We start from the raw sequence: 15,117 nt of genomic DNA, 5'->3' as shown, positions 1-15,117 counted from the left end.
AGAGATACAGGTAGGGCAGATCACGCTGGAGGCGATGCAGCGCCGATCGTCCCTCTGTTCTATAGCGATATTTGCCCTACCTTCAGGCCATCACATCCTCTTTACCGGGGAAATTGCGTAACTCTCCAACACGCTCCGGTGGCAACGGTTTGCCCAGTAAATAACCCTGTAAAGTATGGCAACCCAGCCCGGTGAGAAACGCCTGCTGCTCTTCCGTCTCTACACCTTCCGCTACCACTCGCAGTTCTAACGACTGTGCCAGCGCCACAATCGCCGAAACAATAGTGGCATCTTCCGAATGACGATCCAGTTCATTAACAAAAGCGCGATCGATCTTCAGCTCACTGGCCGGCAAACGCTTCAGATAGAGCAAGCTGGAATAGCCAGTACCAAAGTCATCGATTGAGGCTTTCACCCCCAGTTGGGTCAGCTCCGTCAGAATGCGCACGCTCTCGTCCGGATTACGCATCGCCGTGGTTTCGGTCACTTCCAGCGTTAGCTGGTGCGCCGGAATCTGATGGGTATTCAGCGCGGTCAGCACGGTCTCCACCAAATTACTCTGTTCAAACTGCAACGCCGACAGGTTCACCGCCACTGACCACTCCTGATGGCCCTGCTCATGCCAACAGTGCAACTGCCGACACGCTTCATTAATCACCCAGTTACCGATTTGCACAATCATGCCGGTCTTTTCTGCCAAGGGCAGGAACAGGTCGGGCGTCAGTAAACCGCGCTCTGGATGCTGCCAGCGTAACAACGCCTCAAAGCCAATAATCGGCCCGCTGGGTGCGCAATATTTTGGCTGATAGAACAGGCGCAGCTCACCCTGCTCCAGCGCGTGCCACAGATCGTTATTCAGCTGTAACTGCGCCTGCGCCAGAATATTCATCGAAGGCTGGAAGAAGGTGTAGCCGTTACGGCCATTATTCTTGGTGTGATACATGGCGGCATCGGCGTTAAACATCAGCTCACGCTCATCTTCACCGTCGCCCGGATACACCGCAATGCCGACACTGAGCGACACCACCAGTTCATAGCGAGAAATATCAAAGGGCCGATCGATCGCCTTAATCAAGGCATCTGCGGCGGCAGCGGCATCATTGGGATCGCCAATCTCCATTAAGAGGACGAATTCGTCACCACCCATGCGCGCCAGGGTAAAATGCCCTTTCATCTCTGCCCGCATGCGCTCACTCACCGCCACCAGCAGGTTATCGCCAATGTGATGACCAAACGCATCGTTCACTGCTTTAAAACCGTCTAAATCCATGAACATCAGCGCGAAATGGCTCTTTTCGCGCCGGGCTTTGCTGATCGCCTGCTCCAGTCGATCTTCCAGCAAAATACGGTTCGGCAAACGGGTCAGGTTATCGTGCAGCGCCAGCTGGGCTAACTCGCGGTTCGCTTCCGCCAGCGAGCGTGCCAGCAGTGACGTTCGGGCCTGCATGCGCGCATCCAACATAGAGACCAGCAGCGTAATGCTCAGCACCGAGAGTGTCACCACGGTCACCAATAGCGCCAGCCAGTTGCCATTTACCCCTGCGTGCGTGGCATGACTGCTCATCGGGAAATCCGCCGCCATCATACCGGTGTAGTGCATACCGGCGATGGCAATCCCCATGACGATCGCCGCCCCAATACGCCACAGCGTGAGTCGGCCACTGCCTTCACGCAGATGGAAAGCCAGCCACAGTGCAACGCAGGAAGCCACTAAAGCAATCAACACCGACAACGCCACCCAGCAGTAGTCCCAGGTGATGCCGGGAGAAAACATCAGCGCCGCCATGCCGGTATAGTGCATCGCCACAATGCCCGTGCCGAGCACCACTGCCCCGGACAGCAGTTTGCTGAGCGGCAACTCCCCCTGGCAGACTAACCACAGCGCAAAAATCGAGGCGCAGACAGCAATCACCATGGAAGCCGCAGTGAGCACCGGGTTGTAGCTCATCACCATATTGAGCTCCATCGACAGCATGCCGATGAAATGCATCGCCCAAATGCCAACGCCCATGGAGAAACCGCCGCCAAACAACCACACCAGGGCTACTCTTCCGGTAGAGGTGGTGACACGCCCTGCCATATCAAGCGCAGTATATGAAGCCAGAATCGCCACCAGTACCGAGACAATCACGGTAAAGGCGTCATAAGAAGTCACTAACATCACGAGGTTCCAGAAAGCAGCAGGGCCACCGCTGCTCAATAAGGGATGACAGAAATACCATTAACAGCAGCTGATCCTATCGGCAGCCGCTGCCATTAATGCAGATAAAACAGACAATATTTGCCTGATTTTAATCCCGGTTCAGACGCCTGGCTGTGGCTCCATCGCTGTGCTAGCGGGAGCCGGTTGCCAGTCCAACTCGCTGATGCGCTCCGCCGGTTTAGGCATGCCTAGCAAATACCCCTGCATAGCATCAAAGCCCAGGCGTTTGAGTAAGTGCTGTTGCTCTTCCGTTTCTACCCCTTCCGCCACCATGCGTAAATTCAGGCTCTGAGCCAGATGCAACATGGCACTCACCACGCTGGCATCTTCACTGTCGGCGCGCAGACTGTTGATAAAACTGCGATCAATTTTCAGTTCAGTCGCTTCAAGATGGCGCAGTTGTAGCAGGTTGGCGTAACCGATACCGAAGTTGTCGATGGCGACGCTGATGCCCAGCCGCTGCAACTCACTGATACGCTGCTGGCTAAACGGAATATCACGCATCACGATGTTTTCGCTGACTTCCAGAATCACCCCTTGCGGCAATAAACGGTGACGGCTCAGCGCCTGGCTAATCGTTTCGGTTAAGTCACGCTGCTGAAACTGCAGCGAAGACAAATTGACCGATACCGTCCAGTCTGCGTGGCCCGCGTCATACCATGCGCGCAGCTGGCGACAGGCTTCGTCAATGACCCAGTTACCTAATGCCACGATCTGGCCGGTTTTCTCCGCGCGCGGTAAAAAGATATCCGGCATCAGTAAGCCACGCGCAGGATGCTGCCAGCGTAACAACGCCTCAAACCCCATTAACGTATTGCTACTGGATCGAAACTTCGGCTGGTAGAACAGCCGCATCTCCTGGCGTTCCAGCGCCAGCCACAAGTCGTTCGCCAACTGCAACTGATGCTGCGCTAACGTGCTCATCTCCGGCTCAAACAGACACCAGCCGTTACGCCCGCTGTGTTTGGTGTGATACATCGCCGAGTCGGCATTAAATAGCAGGGTTTGCAGGCTTTTCCCGTGCTGTGGGAACAGGGCAATCCCGATGCTCAGCGAAACCCGCAGGCGGTAGCGTTCCAGCTCAAAGGGGTGATCAATCAAGGTCACGAGCTGCTGTGCAAACGCGATGGCCTGTTCCTCATCGCTTTCGGGATAGACCAGCACAAACTCATCCCCGCCGAGTCGGGCCAGCAGCATGTCCGCTGACAGGCTCCCCGCCAGACGGGTTGTCACCGCCAGCAAGAGCCGATCGCCCACATGATGCCCCCAGCTGTCATTCACCGCTTTGAAGCCATCCAAATCCATATACATCACGCTGAAGCGTTGGTCGTTAAGCGTGGCGTTGCGTAAGGTTGCGGTCAGGAACTGATCCAACTGCGCCCGGTTCGGCAAGCGGGTTAAGGTATCGAACATCGCCAACTGTTGAAGCTCGCTATTGGCGCGCTTAAGTCGGGTGGCTAACCGTGCTGCGCGTAATTGCGCGTCCAGCATCGATGCCAACAGGGTGAGCCCGAGAATCGACAGCGTGACAATCGTTACCCAGACCGCCAGTCCTTCATCGCTGACGCCGGGTGAGGAAATCTGGCTCTCAAGGCTGAAGGAAGCCGCCGCCATGCCAATGTAGTGCATACCCGCAATCGCACACCCCATCACCAGTGACGCCAATGCGCGCATCAACAACAGTTTGCGTTCGCCCTGACGTAAATGAAAAGCCAGCCACAGCGCCGCCGCAGAGGCCGCAAAAGCCACCACCACCGACAGCGCCACGAGCCAGACATTCCAGCGAGGATGTGGAGTAATCATCAGCGCGACCATCCCCAGATAGTGCATCGCCACTACCCCTAGTGCGAGCAAACCGCTACCCAGCAGCCAGCGCTGGCGATGTAATGCGGCCCCGCGCACCACTTGCGCCAGCGCCAGAATGGAAGCCACAACGGCAACCACCAGCGACAGCGCGGTAAGATGGGTGTCGTAATGCATACGCATTGGCATCATCAGCGCGAGCATGCCAATAAAGTGCATCGCCCAGACACCAATCCCCAATGCCGTCCCCCCTGCAACCAGCCACAGGCGAGCCAACCAACCCTGCGAAACCGCAACACGACCCGCCGTGTCTAACGCGGTAAAAGACGCGATAAATGCCACAATCAGCGAAACGCTAACCAGAACGGTGTCCCAGCTAACCTGCATTATTTGTACTCCTCAAAAACCGTGATGAGTCATAGCCCACCCGGTAACAAACCAGCACAGAAAAATAGACACCACGTTTCTGTGCTAAAAATTTTTTACCGCCGCTGACAATCCCTCTCAGCCGGAGCCAAATTGCGCTGATTTGTCTTAAAAACATCAGAAAAGTGCGTCAGAGTGGCGGCCCGTGTGAAGAATGCACGAACATACCATTGATGCAGGTGTGGCGGTAGAGGCAGGAATAATTCACGCTTTGTTTTTTTCTTTACACTGCAAACCATTGGTTAAAAACAATTTATTTTAACTGCGTGCAATTAATAAGTGAAAAGTGAACTTTCTGCTAACCTGACGATAAGAGCTTGATCTATAGTAAAGAAAACTGATACAAAATATATACAGCATCACTAAGAATTATCCTGTAAATCATAGGAAAGAGAGATATAAACAGGATAAATACTTAGGCTTATTTTGGTTGTTTTTATCAATGTATCACCAGGTGAAAAAGCAAAGACTCCGTATAATCAGTAAGGATTGATTATGAAACTTAAGCTTTTTCTGCTGGCAACCAGCCTGAGTATCGCTGTACCTGTTGTCACTCAAGCCGCCTCCACCACCGGGACCATTGCTGCCACCCTGACGCTGACCACTGGCTGTCTGGTTAATGGCCAGTCTGCTACCACTGGGGTTAACTTCGGTGCCCTTAACTTCGGTACTAGCGCTGCTACTTTTGACACTCTGGGAGCAACACTGGTGGGTTCATCGGGTAACGGTATTTATGTTCGCTGTACCACCGGCCAAACGTTCAACGTGCAGGTGACCGGCAGTAACACCGCACCAGCAACCGTCTATGGCACGGCAAGTACACAGCCGCGTTACCTGCGCCTGTCCTCGGATAATACCCAAGGTATCGCGTATACCCTGTATAGCGACTCCGCTTACACCACCGCTATCGCCAACAATACCAATATTGCAGCCAGTGGTGTCACTGATGCGACATTGGGGACCAACTACGCCATTTATGGGCGTATCGTGGGTGGCGGTTACAACCCGGTTATCCCGGCGGGCACCTATAACGACACGATCAACGTCTCAGTAAACTATTGAGTCGGTTGCCTGAGTGGAGTTAGTCCGTCGGCGATTAACGTTGACCGCTGTTCTACTGCTGTGTAGTGCATCGGCCTGGGGGTTGCCAACCGCAACCTTCCAGGTCACTGCCTCCATTGTGGCCGGTTGCGTCATTTCGGGTACCAATACTGGCGTATTCGGTACGCTCGATTTTGGCACGCAGTCCGGACTTTCCAGCAGTAGCGTCAGTGCCAGCTTTGTACAGAACAGCGCCATTACGCTCGCCTGTACGCCCGGCACCAGCCTCACCATGAGCATCAACGGGGGGAGTAATTACACCACTACCCGTAACCTGAAACTGGCTAGCTTCACCAATACCGTCGCCTATTACCTTTACAGTAATGCCGCCCGCACCACAGCAATTCCGGTCAATCAGGCCGTGGCACTGAGTTTTAGCAATGCCAATAATATTACATTGCCGATCTACGGCTTATTACAGTTACCTGGCCCCACTCGAGCCGGGAGTTATACCGATACTCTTACCGTGACCCTGAGCTGGTAAATGAAGGATTCAGACCATGCGCGTGCTAGCAACCCTACTCTACACCCTGTTCATTCTCCTGACCCCGCTGGCCCATGCGGCCAATTCCGTGATGATCTGGCCCATCGACCCGGTCATCAATCCCGACGATAAAGCCACCGAGCTGTGGCTGGAAAATCGGGGCAACGCCACCACGATGATGCAGGTACGTATTTTTGGCTGGCAGCAAGTGGCCGAACATGAGCAGTACCAGACGCAACAAGGCGTGGTGGCTAGCCCACCTGTGGTACGCATTGATCCCGGCCAAAAACAGCTGATTCGTCTGATTCGCCTTAACCCAACGCCAGCCGGGCAAGAGCTGGCCTATCGTGTGGTGTTAGATGAAATCCCCACGCCCAAAGCGCCTGCACCTAATCAGGCCGGGCTGAACTTCCAGATGCGCTATTCGGTGCCGCTGTTCACCTATGGCAGCGGCGTGACGGCAGACAGTGCCAAACCACAGCTGAGCTGGCAGCAGGTCAGCAGCGGAGGCCGCCACTGGCTCCAGCTCAATAATCAGGGTAACGGCCATGCGCGTTTGAGTAATCTCACCATTGGTGGACGCGCACTCGGCCAGGGCCTGTTTGGCTATGTGCTGGCACACAGTAGTAACCGCTGGCCGCTGAACAGCACGGTGAGCGGAGAGCTACAAGCGGAGATGAATAAGAGCCACTGGCGTAGTTTAGCTAGTCAGTAAGCGCACACTTATGCGCCTGACTCTCTCACCCTGTGCCCTTGCCGTTGGCAGCGTACTCAGCTGCCTGACGCCCGCTATCGCGATGGCAGAGTCCTTCTCGGAACTGCCCCCACCGCCGACGCTGGAAAACAACGCCAATGGGCAGCAACTGCTGCTGGAGCTGGTGGTTAACCAACAGGCGCGTGGGCAAATTGTGCCGGTGAATCTCCAGCGCGGGGATTACTGGGTGCGCAGTGCCGATTTACAACAGGCGGGTATCGCGAAGGAGAAGCTCAACGGCCAGACGTTAGTGGACGTTAACCAACTGGCCGGGAGTAAAGTGGTTTATGACGATCAGCGCCAGCGTCTGCTGCTGGATGTTCCGCCCGCATGGTTGCCCGACCAGGCGCTTGGTGGCGTGAAAAACGGCCCTCGTTATCCAGGCCGCACCAGCAGCGGCGTGCTGTTTAACTACGATCTCTATGCCACCCGCACCGGCTCCAGCGGTTCCCGCCTTTCCGGCTGGAATGAACTGCGTTTCTTTGGCAGCCACGGCCAGCTTTCCAGTACCGGTATCTGGCAACAGCAGTTAGAGGGAGAAGCCAGCGCGTCGAATAAAGGCTACACCCGCTACGACACCTGGTGGAGTAATGAAGATGAAAATAATGTGGTCAGTTGGCGTGTGGGCGACCTGACTACTGATGCACTCAACTGGAGTAACAGTGTACGTCTTGGTGGAGTGCAGTTTGGCCGTGATTTTGGCCTGCGTCCTGACCTGATCACCTATCCACTGCCGGTCTTCGCCGGACAAGCCGCTGTTCCTTCCACCGTGGACCTGTTTATTAATGGCTATCGCTCCAGTCAAAACCAGGTACAAGCTGGCCCCTGGTCCATCACCAATGTGCCGTTTGTTAACGGTGCTGGTGATGCCGTTGTCACCACCACGGATGCACTGGGCCGTCAGGTTACCACCACGCTGCCGTTCTACGTTGCCAGCACGCTGCTTAAAAGCGGTCTGTCCGATTACTCCGTGGCCGCTGGGGCACTGCGCCGGAATTACGGTTACCGCAGTTTTGATTACGGTGCCGCTGCCGCCAGTGGCTCCTGGCGCTATGGACTGCTGGATTGGCTGACGGTGGAAGGCCACGCGGAAGGCAGTAACGATATCGCCGCCGGGGGCGCGGGCAGCGTGGTGCGTATCGGCAGCCTTGGGGTGGTGAACGGCTCGGTGGCGCAAAGCCAGATGTCAGGCAAAGCCGGTACCCAGTACAGCTGGGGCTATCAGTACAACAACAACTGGCTCAACCTTGGCATGCAGCAAACGCTGCGCAGCACCGGTTACCGCGATCTGGCATTGACCAGCAGCCAGGGCTATGACAATACCAACAACAGTTACACCCTCGCTCGCCGCAGTAGTCAGTATAACGCCAGCCTTTCACTGGCTGATTATGGCAGCATCGGTGCCGCCTACATTGATATCTCCTCTTCTGACGGTGAGCGAACGCGCCTGCTGAACCTGTCATGGAGTAAAAACCTGTGGGGCAACAGCAGTATTTACGTCTCTGCCAGCCGCGACCAGAGTAACGGCGAATGGAGCGGAGCCATTTCGCTGATGATTCCGTTTGGCGAGCGTTCGTCTGCCGCCTTCAGCGTTGAGCACGATCAGCAGGGCGGCAATTCGCAGCGCGTTTCTCTCTCGCGCGCCATGCCAAGCGATGGGGGCTTCTCGGCTGATGCTTCATGGGCTAATCAGAGCAGCGACCGTGGTGACTATCGTCAGGCGAGCCTGCGCTATCGCAATAACAGCATCGATACCTCGGCCGGTTTCTATGGCGACCGCACTTACACCACCGAGTGGGCGGATGTGACGGGCTCTTTGGTGTGGATGGATAGCAGCCTGTTCGCGGCGAACAATATTAATGATGCCTTTGTGTTAGTGAAGACTGACTATCCTGATGTCACTGTGAGCTATGAAAACCAGCCCATGGGACGCACCGATAAACATGGCTATTTGCTGGTGCCCTCCATTAGCAGCTACTACGCCGCCAGATATGCTATCGACACGCTCGACCTACCTGCCGATATGACAGCGCCGAAAGTGGAACAGCGCTTTGCCGTGAAGCGCCAGAGTGGGTATCTGCTCAACATGCCTGTCGAACGGCTGCGTGCCGCCAGCGTGATTTTGCACGATCAAAACGGCCAGCCATTACCGCTCTCCAGCCAGATTCTGCGCCCGGATCATGCCACTGAATATGTCGGTTGGGATGGTATTGCCTGGCTGGAAGATTTAACCGCAGAGAACCCCATTGAGGTGGTCACACCGGATGGGCGTAGCTGCCACACCGCTTTACAGATTGCCAATGGTCAGCCCAAAGCGCTGCAAACCTATGGCCCAGTCATCTGCGCTCTACCGCCACTGCCTGCGGGATCGGCGGTGCCTTCGAGCGATAACGCCATGTCAGGGATTACCCCATGAAAAACCTGGTTCTGATGCTTCTGCTGTTTCTGTTTCCCGCTTTAGGCTATGCCGCTTGCACCACGGCGGCCGCCAGCGGAACCTTCCCGGCCACCAGCACCCTGACAGCAGCTTCTGCCGCCAACCCGACGTCTGCAACCACTGCCGTCAACTGCGGGGGCGCTTCACTGCTCTCACTCGGCAGCGATAACTACATCATTTATCAGTTCACCACCGCGACCAATCTTTCGGGAACGCAGGCCACGCTGAAAAAAGACACCACCACGGACAACATCCCGGTAAAAATGTGTATTGATAGCGGCTGCGTCACCGAACTGAAGTACGGTGCCAGCTACACCTATAACTACAGTGCCCTGAGTTTATTAGGCATCGGCGGCAACTCTAACTTCTCCATCCCGCTCTACTTCACCACAGTGGCTGGCCAAACCGTGGCAGCAGGCACCTACACCGTACAAATTACCCTGACCGCGACCTATCGTGTTTGCACACTTATCGGCATCGGTAGTTTATGTATTGGCCTGCAAACCGGGACGCTGAGTATTCCCATCACGCTGACCTATATATTGAGTAACGACTGTTCAACCATTGCCGCGCCCGCGCTGAGCTTTGGTAGTGCCCCGCTGGTGAGCAGTTTTTCCAGCGTCAGCCAGACCATCAACGTCACTTGCAGTAAAGGCAGCACTTATACCGTGGGGCTGAGCAATGGCAGCTACTACACCACCACGCGCAATATGGCATCCGGCACTAACCGGCTGGCGTATGAGATTTACAAGGGGACCACGGGCACCAGCCGTTGGGGGCCGCTGGGAACTGAGCGCTGGAGCAGTGCATCTGCAACCACACCAGCCACAACCGGGACGGTGAGCGGCTTTACTTACACCGCTCAGATTTTGACTTCACAGACCACGCCAGCGGTGGGAAGTTACACCGATAGCGTGACTGTGGATCTTTCGTTCTGACTACAGTGAGGCGCTGGCCGGTGACCCGGCGTGGCGCACTTTATACTGTTTTAGCATCCGGCCAATCAGCAGGGTGCCAATCAGGCCGCACACCGCCGCAAAGGTCAGCCAGACACCCGGCATCGCTTTGTCACCCGTGGCATGAATCAGGTAGCTACAAATCGCCGGGGTGAAGCCACCAAACAGCGCGGTTGCCAGGCTGTACGCCATAGAGAAACCGGAAGCCCGGACTTCAGCAGGCATAATTTCGGCGAGGTAAACCACCATCGCACCGTTATAGCTTCCGTACAGGAAGGAGAGCCACAGCTCAGCCTCTAGCAGGTGAATAAAGGTGGCATTGCCCACCAGCCAGTGCAGCACCGGCCAGGTAGTCAAAATCATCAGGATGGTGAAGGTGATCAGCAGTGGGCGACGGCCAATACGGTCAGACAGTGATCCCATCAACGGCAGCCAGATCAGGTTAGAAACCCCAACCGCCAGCGTCACGAGGAAGCTCTCTTTGTCGCTCATCATCAACACGGTTTTGCCGAAAGTCGGGGTAAACGCGGTGATCATGTAGAACATCACCGTGGTGGTGACCACCATCAGCATGCCTGCCAGTATTAGTGCCCAGTTGCTGGCTACTGAACGCATGATCTCTCCCATGGAAGGGTGGTGCTTACGCTGGCTAAACGCTTCCGTCTCTTCCAGCATACGACGGATCCAGAACAGGAACGGCACAATCATACAACCGATAAAGAACGGGATGCGCCAGCCCCAATCGCTGACCGCTTCTTTATCTAACAGGTGGTTGAGCAGCAGACCTAACAGCGCCGCGAAGATCACCGCAACCTGTTGGCTACCAGACTGCCAGCTCACAAAGAAGCCTTTACGGCCCGGAGGTGCCACTTCGGAGAGATAAACAGATACCCCGCCCAGCTCAACGCCTGCGGAGAAGCCTTGCAGTAAACGACCAAGCAGAATCAGTACTGGCGCAGCCGCGCCGAGGGTCGCGTAACCCGGCACCAGCGCGATGGTCAGCGTACCGATAGCCATCAGTCCCAGCGTCAGCAGTAATCCCTTACGACGACCATGATGGTCAATATAAGCACCCAGCACGATGGCACCCAGAGGACGCATCAGGAAGCCTGCACCAAAGGTCATGAGCGTCAGCATCAACGACGCAAAGGGGTTATCTCCAGGGAAAAAGGTTTTGGCAATGGCGGTGGCGTAGTAGCCAAACACCATAAAATCATACATTTCGAGGAAGTTACCGCTGGTGACATTGAAGATTGTCCTCGCGGCGCTTTTTTGTGGTTTAGGCACGGTCTCACTTTGGCTCATATTGGCTTTCCTTATATTTTTTCCCCCTTGTAGCCTGCTATTTGCCCTATTACCGTGACCACCCTCACTGTTCGCCGCACTACCACCCTGCTAAAAGTAACAAGAAATTAACAGTTCATCTCAACTAGCATGAACCACTGGCATTTACAGCAAATAACATTTTTAAATACCAAATGAAGTTTCTTTACGGAAAACCACAAATTCCCCTGACAGCAGGCATAAAAAAAGCCCCCATAAGGGAGCTTTTTCTGGCGGATGCGAGCGTTATTTCTGCACGCTCTCCATGCCCATTAAACCAATCTTCAGGTAGCCTGCACCACGCAGCTCATCCATCGCTTTCATCAGGGTTTCATAACTCACTGACTTATCTGCCTGGAAGAAGATAGTGGTTTCTTTATCGCCCTGTGTCTGTGCGTTCAGCACATTCACCAGGTTATCGCTCGTGACCTGATCGTTGCCCACGTAGAGCTGATTATCTGCCTTGATAGAGAGATAAACGGGTTTGTCTGGGCGCGGCTGTGGCGTGCTGGTCGAGGCAGGCAGGTTGACACGAATATCAACCGTTGCCAGCGGCGCAGCCACCATGAAGATAATCAGCAGAACCAACATCACATCGATAAACGGTGTGACGTTTATTTCATGCATTTCACCATCACTTTCGGTGCCGTCGTTGAGATGCATCGCCATGAGATCAACCTACGCGTAATTTCTGAGCCGCTGCGTGCGGAGCCTCAGTTTTGGAGTTACCCAGGTCGAGATCGCGGCTTTGCAGCAGCAGAACCTGTGCCGCTACGTCACCCAGAGAGGCTTTGTAGTTGGCAATCATACGTGCAAACACGTTATAGATAACCACGGCTGGAATTGCCGCTACCAGACCAATGGCGGTTGCCAGCAGCGCTTCTGCGATGCCTGGTGCAACCACAGCAAGGTTAGTGGTCTGCGTTTTAGCAATGCCGATAAAGCTGTTCATGATGCCCCACACCGTACCGAACAGGCCGATAAACGGGGAAACAGAACCGATAGTGGCGAGGAAACCGTTGCCGCGACCTGCATGGCGGCTGAAGGCAGCCACACGACGCTCAAGGCGGAAACTGGTACGTTCTTTAATACCGTTGGTGTCTTCGGCACCGGCGGAAAGCTCCAGCTCATTCTTAGCATCATTCAACAGCACCAGGCTGTGGCTGTTTGCACTGAATTCCGCTGAAATACGCTCTGCTTCTTTCAGCGAACGTGCTTCACCAATCGCTAGTTGCTCACGCTTCAGGCGACGTTTAGCAGCGCTCAGCTCAGCATACTTACCGAAGAAAATTGCCCAGGTAACAACTGAAGCCAGTAACAGGCCAATCATTACCACTTTTACCACGATATCCGCATGTTGATACATGCCCCAAACGGAGAGGTCCGTTTGCATCAAATCACTGGCTACCACGCTGCGTCTCCAACCTTGTCATGCACAGTTCCCGAATCAGGGCAAAATAATAGCAGACTGACAGCGAATTGATAGTCGTTCTCATTACTATTTACAATCAAATGCTGCGCTTTTCCTTCTCAATTCTCTGCATTTGGCATTTTTTGTGGAGGGTAGCCATAAAAGGCATACGGTTGAGAATGAATCAGACTCACGTCAGGCGGGGTTTCATGATAACGTGAAGACTTTGTGAGTAGCGGCAAAAGCAGGCAGTGATGACAACCAAAAAACTTGATACGACGCTGGTCAGTGCAGGACGCAGCAAGCGATATACCCAGGGCTCGGTTAACAGCGTCATTCAACGCGCATCTTCTCTGGTATTTGATACCGTAGCGGATAAGAAACGGGCCACTGCCGGTCGCGCTAAAGGTGAACTCTTTTATGGTCGCCGTGGCACGCTAACCCACTTCGCCTTGCAGGATGCCATGACCGAGCTGGAAAACGGTGCCGGTTGTGTTCTCTACCCTTGCGGTGCTGCCGCGGTTTCCAATGCCATTCTGGCCTTTGTTTCTGCGGGCGATCACATTCTGGTTAGCGGCGCGGTGTATGAACCCACGCAGGATTTTTGTAGCAAAATCCTCAGCAAAATGAACGTCAGCACCACCTATTTTGACCACTGCATCGGCAGTGAGATCGCGGCGCTGATCCAACCTAATACCCGCGTGGTGTTCCTTGAATCACCCGCTTCCATCACCATGGAAGTGCAGGATATTCCTGCCATCGTTGCAGCCGTCAGAGCCAAAGCGCCAGAAGCCATTATCATGCTTGATAATACCTGGGGCGCAGGCGTGCTGTTTAACGCTTTGGAGCATGGCATCGATATCTCGATCCAGGCGGGAACCAAATACCTTATCGGCCACAGCGATGCCATGATCGGCACCGCCGTCGCCAACGCCCGCTGCCTTGAGCAACTGCGTGAGAACTCCTACCTGATGGGCCAGATGGTCGATGCAGATACGGCTTATATGGCCAGCCGGGGTTTGCGTACCCTGGCCGTGCGTCTGCGTCAGCATGAAGAGAGTGGCTTACAAGTTGCTGAGTGGCTGGCACAGCAGCCGGAAGTGGCGCGCGTCAATCACCCGGCTCTGCCGCAGTGTAAAGGGCATCAGTTCTGGCAGCGCGATTTCAGCGGTAGCAGTGGGTTGTTCTCCTTTATTCTTCACCAGAAGCTGAGCCGTGAGCAGCTCGCACACTACCTCGATGGCTTCCATCACTTCAGCATGGCCTATTCATGGGGCGGCTATGAATCGCTGATTCTGGCGAATCAGCCGGAAGAGTTAGCCGCTATCCGTCCTGCGGGAGGTGTGGATTTCACTGGCACGCTGGTGCGCGTACACATTGGCCTGGAGCACGTAGACGATTTGATCGCCGATCTGGCGGCCGGGTTTGCACGACTAAAGCAGTAAACATCAATATAAGCTCAACCACGGCCAGGGTTGTGGGCGGTCAATCCGCTGCATAAGCCCTGTGCCGGTTAAAATAGAATCCTTGAAACTCGATGGAATAACAGATGGGTGTTTTACACGAGATTGTGCGCGCGTTGTGGCATCAGGATTTCGCTGCGCTGGCCAATCCAGAAGTGGTTTGGGTTGTTTACGGCGTGATGTTCCTGACGCTGTTTCTGGAAAATGGTTTACTGCCGGCCGCCTTCCTGCCGGGCGATAGCCTGTTGCTGTTGGCGGGCGCGATGATCGCCAAGGGCGTGATGGAATTTGTGCCGACCATGATAATCCTCACCGCTGCCGCCAGTCTCGGCTGCTGGCTGAGCTATCTACAGGGGCGCTGGCTGGGTAACTCAAAAATAGTGAAAGGCTGGCTGATGCACCTACCGGCACAGTATCACCAGCGTGCGTGGCAGTTGTTCAACCGCCACGGTCTGATGGCGTTGCTGGTTGGCCGTTTTCTGGCATTTGTCCGCACGCTGCTGCCAACGCTGGCGGGTATTTCAGGCCTGAAGAATGGCCGTTTTCAGCTGTTTAACTGGCTGAGTGGCGCACTCTGGGTAGGCATACTGGTGGCGCTCGGTTATGGCATCAGCCAGGTACCGTTTATCAAACGCCATGAAGATCAGGTGATGGCCATCCTGATGGTGCTGCCGATGTGCATGCTGTTCTTCGGTCTGACCGGCAGTATTGTGGTTATCTGGCGTAAACGTCGCCAAAAAACCGCCTGATTTCAGT

Annotated in this window: 12 protein-coding genes; 7 read left to right on the top strand and 5 right to left on the bottom strand. The window is 54.9% G+C overall.

The window, feature by feature from the left end:
- Positions 1-82: 82 nt before the first annotated feature.
- Together B880_RS0111405 and B880_RS0111400 are read right to left on the bottom strand one after the other, a co-directional pair.
- On the bottom strand, positions 83-2,161 hold the full coding sequence (locus B880_RS0111405) for a putative bifunctional diguanylate cyclase/phosphodiesterase (protein ID WP_017347541.1): 2,079 nt from the start codon (positions 2,159-2,161) through the stop codon (positions 83-85).
- A gap of 141 nt (positions 2,162-2,302) precedes the next feature.
- The gene (locus tag B880_RS0111400; protein WP_026042582.1) at positions 2,303-4,396 is read right to left on the bottom strand and encodes a putative bifunctional diguanylate cyclase/phosphodiesterase; all 2,094 of its coding nucleotides are present in this window, start codon (positions 4,394-4,396) and stop codon (positions 2,303-2,305) included.
- A 531-nt stretch (positions 4,397-4,927) separates the two neighbouring features.
- Between B880_RS0111400 and B880_RS0111395 the strand changes: the two genes are divergently transcribed.
- Genes B880_RS0111395 through B880_RS0111375 form a run of 5 tightly spaced genes read left to right on the top strand, consistent with a single transcriptional unit; the run spans position 4,928 to position 10,146 of the window.
- A complete protein-coding gene (locus tag B880_RS0111395; protein WP_017347539.1) occupies positions 4,928-5,494 on the top strand; it encodes a spore coat protein U domain-containing protein in 567 nt (188 codons plus the stop codon).
- Positions 5,495-5,534: 40 nt separating this feature from the next.
- The gene (locus B880_RS0111390; RefSeq protein WP_026042581.1) at positions 5,535-6,017 is read left to right on the top strand and encodes a Csu type fimbrial protein; all 483 of its coding nucleotides are present in this window, start codon (positions 5,535-5,537) and stop codon (positions 6,015-6,017) included.
- A gap of 16 nt (positions 6,018-6,033) precedes the next feature.
- Entirely contained in the window at positions 6,034-6,732 is a 699-nt protein-coding gene (locus B880_RS0111385) for a fimbrial biogenesis chaperone (protein WP_017347537.1), read from the top strand.
- Positions 6,733-6,742: 10 nt separating this feature from the next.
- Positions 6,743-9,187 (top strand): fimbria/pilus outer membrane usher protein, encoded by a 2,445-nt coding sequence (locus tag B880_RS0111380; protein WP_017347536.1) that lies wholly within the window; start codon positions 6,743-6,745, stop codon positions 9,185-9,187.
- On the top strand, positions 9,184-10,146 hold the full coding sequence (locus B880_RS0111375; RefSeq protein ID WP_017347535.1) for a Csu type fimbrial protein: 963 nt from the start codon (positions 9,184-9,186) through the stop codon (positions 10,144-10,146). Before B880_RS0111380 ends, B880_RS0111375 begins: the two co-directional genes overlap by 4 nt.
- Here the strand turns inward: B880_RS0111375 and B880_RS0111370 are convergent, their stop codons facing one another.
- The 3 genes from B880_RS0111370 to exbB form a co-directional block, all read right to left on the bottom strand.
- Positions 10,147-11,469, bottom strand: coding sequence for an MFS transporter (locus B880_RS0111370; protein WP_017347534.1), 1,323 nt, complete (start codon positions 11,467-11,469; stop codon positions 10,147-10,149).
- A 264-nt stretch (positions 11,470-11,733) separates the two neighbouring features.
- Positions 11,734-12,156 (bottom strand): TonB system transport protein ExbD, encoded by a 423-nt coding sequence (exbD, locus tag B880_RS0111365; protein ID WP_017347533.1) that lies wholly within the window; start codon positions 12,154-12,156, stop codon positions 11,734-11,736.
- A 4-nt stretch (positions 12,157-12,160) separates the two neighbouring features.
- Positions 12,161-12,880 carry a tol-pal system-associated acyl-CoA thioesterase gene (gene exbB / locus B880_RS0111360; RefSeq protein WP_026042580.1) on the bottom strand — a complete coding sequence of 240 codons (720 nt, stop codon included), beginning with the start codon at positions 12,878-12,880 and terminating at the stop codon, positions 12,161-12,163.
- Between the two features lie 272 nt (positions 12,881-13,152).
- Between exbB and metC the strand changes: the two genes are divergently transcribed.
- Together metC and B880_RS0111350 are read left to right on the top strand one after the other, a co-directional pair.
- A complete protein-coding gene (gene metC, locus B880_RS0111355; protein ID WP_017347531.1) occupies positions 13,153-14,343 on the top strand; it encodes a cystathionine beta-lyase in 1,191 nt (396 codons plus the stop codon).
- 104 nt (positions 14,344-14,447) lie between these two features.
- Complete coding sequence (locus B880_RS0111350) at positions 14,448-15,110, top strand: DedA family protein (protein WP_017347530.1); 663 nt, start codon at positions 14,448-14,450, stop codon at positions 15,108-15,110.
- The last annotated feature ends 7 nt before the right edge of the window (positions 15,111-15,117 follow it).

The organism is Pantoea sp. A4 (assembly GCF_000295955.2).
Classification (GTDB): Bacteria; Pseudomonadota; Gammaproteobacteria; order Enterobacterales; family Enterobacteriaceae; genus Pantoea; species Pantoea multigeneris.
The sequence above is the reverse complement of the archived record's forward strand: the minus strand, read 5'-3'. Positions and strand labels throughout refer to the sequence as shown.

What these genes read in the sequence shown, in the direction of transcription:
- metC (WP_017347531.1), top strand. Translation starts at nt 13,153, where the DNA reads ATGACAACCAAAAAACTTGATACGACGCTGGTCAGTGCAGGACGCAGC.
- B880_RS0111370 (WP_017347534.1), bottom strand. Translation starts at nt 11,469, where the DNA reads ATGAGCCAAAGTGAGACCGTGCCTAAACCACAAAAAAGCGCCGCGAGG.
- B880_RS0111350 (WP_017347530.1), top strand. Translation starts at nt 14,448, where the DNA reads ATGGGTGTTTTACACGAGATTGTGCGCGCGTTGTGGCATCAGGATTTC.
- B880_RS0111405 (WP_017347541.1), bottom strand. Translation starts at nt 2,161, where the DNA reads ATGTTAGTGACTTCTTATGACGCCTTTACCGTGATTGTCTCGGTACTG.
- B880_RS0111375 (WP_017347535.1), top strand. Translation starts at nt 9,184, where the DNA reads ATGAAAAACCTGGTTCTGATGCTTCTGCTGTTTCTGTTTCCCGCTTTA.
- exbD (WP_017347533.1), bottom strand. Translation starts at nt 12,156, where the DNA reads ATGGCGATGCATCTCAACGACGGCACCGAAAGTGATGGTGAAATGCAT.
- exbB (WP_026042580.1), bottom strand. Translation starts at nt 12,880, where the DNA reads ATGCAAACGGACCTCTCCGTTTGGGGCATGTATCAACATGCGGATATC.
- B880_RS0111380 (WP_017347536.1), top strand. Translation starts at nt 6,743, where the DNA reads ATGCGCCTGACTCTCTCACCCTGTGCCCTTGCCGTTGGCAGCGTACTC.
- B880_RS0111385 (WP_017347537.1), top strand. Translation starts at nt 6,034, where the DNA reads ATGCGCGTGCTAGCAACCCTACTCTACACCCTGTTCATTCTCCTGACC.
- B880_RS0111395 (WP_017347539.1), top strand. Translation starts at nt 4,928, where the DNA reads ATGAAACTTAAGCTTTTTCTGCTGGCAACCAGCCTGAGTATCGCTGTA.